Here is a 3308-nt window from a genome sequence, read left to right on the forward strand (position 1 = left end):
GTTCTCAAGGAACGGACGCTTCCTTCGTACTCACCCTCGCGGGTTTTCCTCCGGGCGCTTCCCTTCGTTCTTGCGTTTCCGACTCTATCAGAGTCCGTCCCGCTCGCTTTCCAGGTTCTTCGCTTTCGCGTTTTCCCTTTCCGGCGGTTCCGACTCTATCAGAAGTTTTCCACCGGATTTCCCGGCTTCGATTTCCTGACTGAGGAGTCGGCTGCGCCCGACAGGAATTCAATTCCGTCAGGGCGAGAGAGATTTTAAACCATCACGGCTGGGCTTGTCCAGCCCAGGCAACCGTTCGAATCTACCTCCCCGATCCAGCCGTGTCAACAGCCTTTGCGGGACGACGAGGAGACTAGCAGCTCCGCGGGCCCTCCCGCACATCAGGCGGCGGTCGGGAGCGTGGCCGTGCGGTCGGCGGCTTCGACGTCGCCCACCTCGCCCGCGCGGGACGCCCGGCCGCCGAGGACGTACACGTACAGCAGGAACGCGGCCTCGGCGGCGACGCCGATGGCGATACGGGCCCAGGTGGGGAGGCCGGACGGGGTGACGAAGCCTTCGATCAGACCCGACACGAAGAGGACCACCGCCAGCCCGATGGCCATGCCCAGGGCGGCGCGGCCCTGTTCCGCGAGGGCCGCGCGGCGGGTGCGGGGGCCCGGGTCGATGACCGTCCAGCCGAGGCGCAGTCCCGTGCCGGCGGCGACGAACACGGCGGTCAGTTCGAGCAGGCCGTGCGGGAGGATCAGGCCGAGGAAGACGTCGAGGCGGTCGGCGGAGGCCATCAGGCCGATGCCCACCCCGAGGTTGACCATGTTCAGGAACAGGATCCAGAGCACCGGGATCCCGAGGAACGCTCCCAGGACCAGACACATCGCGGCGGCCTGGGCGTTGTTCGTCCACACCTTGGCGGCGAAGGAGGCCGCGGGGTGGCTGGAGTAGTACGTCTCGTACCCGCCGCCCGGCTCCGTCAGCGCCTGCAGCTCCTCCGGGGCGGCGATGGCGCCCTGGACCTCGGGATGGGTGGCTATCCACCAGCCGATGAGCACGCCGAGCAGGGTGGACAGCAGCGCCGTCGGTATCCACCAGCGGCGGCTGCGGTGGACGGCGGCCGGGAAGGCGGCCGTGAAGAAGTGGGCCGCGTCTCGCCAGCCTGCGCGGCGGGTGCCCGTCACGGTGGCGCGGGCGCGGGCCACCAGCTGGGTCAGGCGGCCGGTGAGCAGGGGGTCGGGGGCGCTGGACTGGATCAGGGAGAGGTGGGTGGAGGCCCGCTGGTAGAGGGCGACGAGCTCGTCGGCCTCGGCTCCGGTCAGCCGGCGTCCGCGGCCCAGGAGCTGTTCCAGGCGGTCCCATTCCGCCCGGTGGGCCGTGACGAAGACGTCGAGATCCATCCGGTTCCGCTCCCCTGCCCCAGGACCTGGCTCCTGCTCGGTACTGCTTGGTTCTGCTCGGTACTGCTTGGTTCTGCTGGGTACTGCTTGGTTCTGCTTAGTTCTACGGTGGTCAGCTTGGCAGACTGGATGACCAAGGGGCGGGTCCGGCCACGTGAAAGGTGTGCAGCGGTGAGCGATCTGGTGACGGGGGACGCGGTCGTCCTGGGCCTGCGGCCGGCGAGGGTTCCGAGCCGGGCGCTGGCGGTCCTCCTCGACCTGGTCGTCTACCTCACCGGCTACCTCCTGATCTCCATCGGGCTGGGCTTCGCCACCGCGTCGCTGGACGAGGCCGCCGTCGCGGCCGTCGCGGTGGCGTCCTTCCTGCTGCTGCTGGTCGGGGTGCCGATCGCGGTGGAGACCCTGAGCCACGGGCGTTCGCTCGGGAAGCTCGCGTGCGGGTTGCGCGTGGTGCGGGACGACGGCGGGCCCATCCGTTTCCGGCACGCCCTGGTCCGCGGGGCGATGGGGGTCATCGAGCTGCTGGGGACCTTCGGGACCGTGGCGTGCCTCGCCTCCCTGGTGTCGGCGCGGGGGCGGCGGCTCGGCGACGTGTTCGCGGGGACGCTGGTGGTCCGGGAGCGGGTGCCGGGGGCCCGGGTGATGCCGGTGCCGCCGCCTCCGCCCTGGCTGGCCGGGCGGTTCGCCGGGCTGGACCTGTCGGCGGTCCCGGACGGGCTGTGGCTGGCGATACGGCAGTACCTGACGCGGATGAACCAGCTGGATCCGCAGGTGGGTGCGGGGATGGCGGCCCGGCTGGCGGACGACCTGGTGGCGCGTACGGGGGCGCCCGCGCCGGTCGGCGTGCCCGCGGCCGCGTACCTGATGGCGGTGGTGCACGAACGGCAGTCGCGGGATGCGGCCCGGGCTTTCGGCACCCCGGGGCACGCGGCTGCGCCCGTACCGGCTGCTGCTCCCGCACACGGCGCTCCACCCGTACCGGCTGCCGTGCCCGTACCGGCTGCCGTGCCCGGATACGGTCCGGCGGGGCCGGCCGCTCCCGCCGCCCCGGTCCAGCCGCCCGCCGAGCCCGTGCGCCGTACCGGATTCGCGCCGCCCGCCTGAGGGTTACTCCTCGAAGGTCGAGGGCGGGGTCTCCAGGTGTTCGAGCTCGATCCCGGGGGCGGCGAGGACCACGTCCCCGGCCAGGTGGACCGTGTGGACCTCACCGGTGTCCAGGGCGGTGACCTGGTACTCGTCCACCACCAGCGGTCCGCTGTCCGTCGGGTGCTCCGCGCGCCCGAGCAGCGCCCACGCCTGGTCGACGGTGCGGGGCGCGAGCACCGGATCGGTGAAGGCGACGAGCCGGACCCGCGTGGCGGGCGCGCCGGGGGTCAGGCGGAGCAGGCGGGCCGTCGCCACCAGGAAGGCCGGTGAGGTGCCGGTGAAGCCGCCCGCGGCGACGTTGCCCTCGGTGGCCTCGGTGCCGCTCGGGTCGCTGCGGACCCAGGTGACACCGTCGATGGCGGCGCCGCGGACCTGCCAGCTCGCCGCGTTCAGTTCGAGGCGGATGGGGCGGCCCAGCTCGTCGACCGCCAGGTCGACCGAGCCCCGGTGGTCGCCGTCCAGGCCGGTGAGCTGGGAGACGTAGCGCCAGCCGGAGGGGCCGGGGGCGCAGTGGAAGTGCTCCTCGCCGAGGGGGGCGTGGTCGTGCGGGTCGTGGAGCGAGTAGCGGCCGCGGGGCATGGGAGCTGGGTCCTCGGGTGGTGTCGGATGGATACGGGGCAGGCCCCCGGCGTGCTGCCGGGGGCCTGCCTTCGACGTGCTGCCGCTGCCGCGTCGGGGATCAGTAGCGGTAGTGGTCCGGCTTGTACGGGCCTTCGACCTTGACGCCGATGTACTCGGCCTGCTCCGGGCGCAGGGTGGTCAGCTTGACGCCGA

Annotated in this window: 4 protein-coding genes; 1 reads left to right on the top strand and 3 read right to left on the bottom strand. The window is 72.3% G+C overall.

Features of this window, described 5'->3' with window-relative positions; all coding sequences use genetic code 11:
• Positions 1-380: 380 nt before the first annotated feature.
• Entirely contained in the window at positions 381-1388 is a 1008-nt protein-coding gene (locus AC0666_RS33885) for a stage II sporulation protein M (protein WP_361726117.1), read from the bottom strand.
• A gap of 171 nt (positions 1389-1559) precedes the next feature.
• Between AC0666_RS33885 and AC0666_RS33890 the strand changes: the two genes are divergently transcribed.
• Positions 1560-2492, top strand: a complete 933-nt coding sequence (locus tag AC0666_RS33890) for an RDD family protein (RefSeq protein WP_468974636.1) — start codon at positions 1560-1562, stop codon at positions 2490-2492.
• A gap of 3 nt (positions 2493-2495) precedes the next feature.
• Here the strand turns inward: AC0666_RS33890 and AC0666_RS33895 are convergent, their stop codons facing one another.
• On the bottom strand, positions 2496-3113 hold the full coding sequence (locus tag AC0666_RS33895; protein WP_468588175.1) for a hypothetical protein: 618 nt from the start codon (positions 3111-3113) through the stop codon (positions 2496-2498).
• A 100-nt stretch (positions 3114-3213) separates the two neighbouring features.
• Positions 3214-3308 (bottom strand): adenosylhomocysteinase (locus AC0666_RS33900; RefSeq protein WP_351650166.1); only part of this gene is annotated, 95 nt, incomplete at its 5' end.

The organism is Streptomyces sp. NPDC043680, from assembly GCF_056436685.1.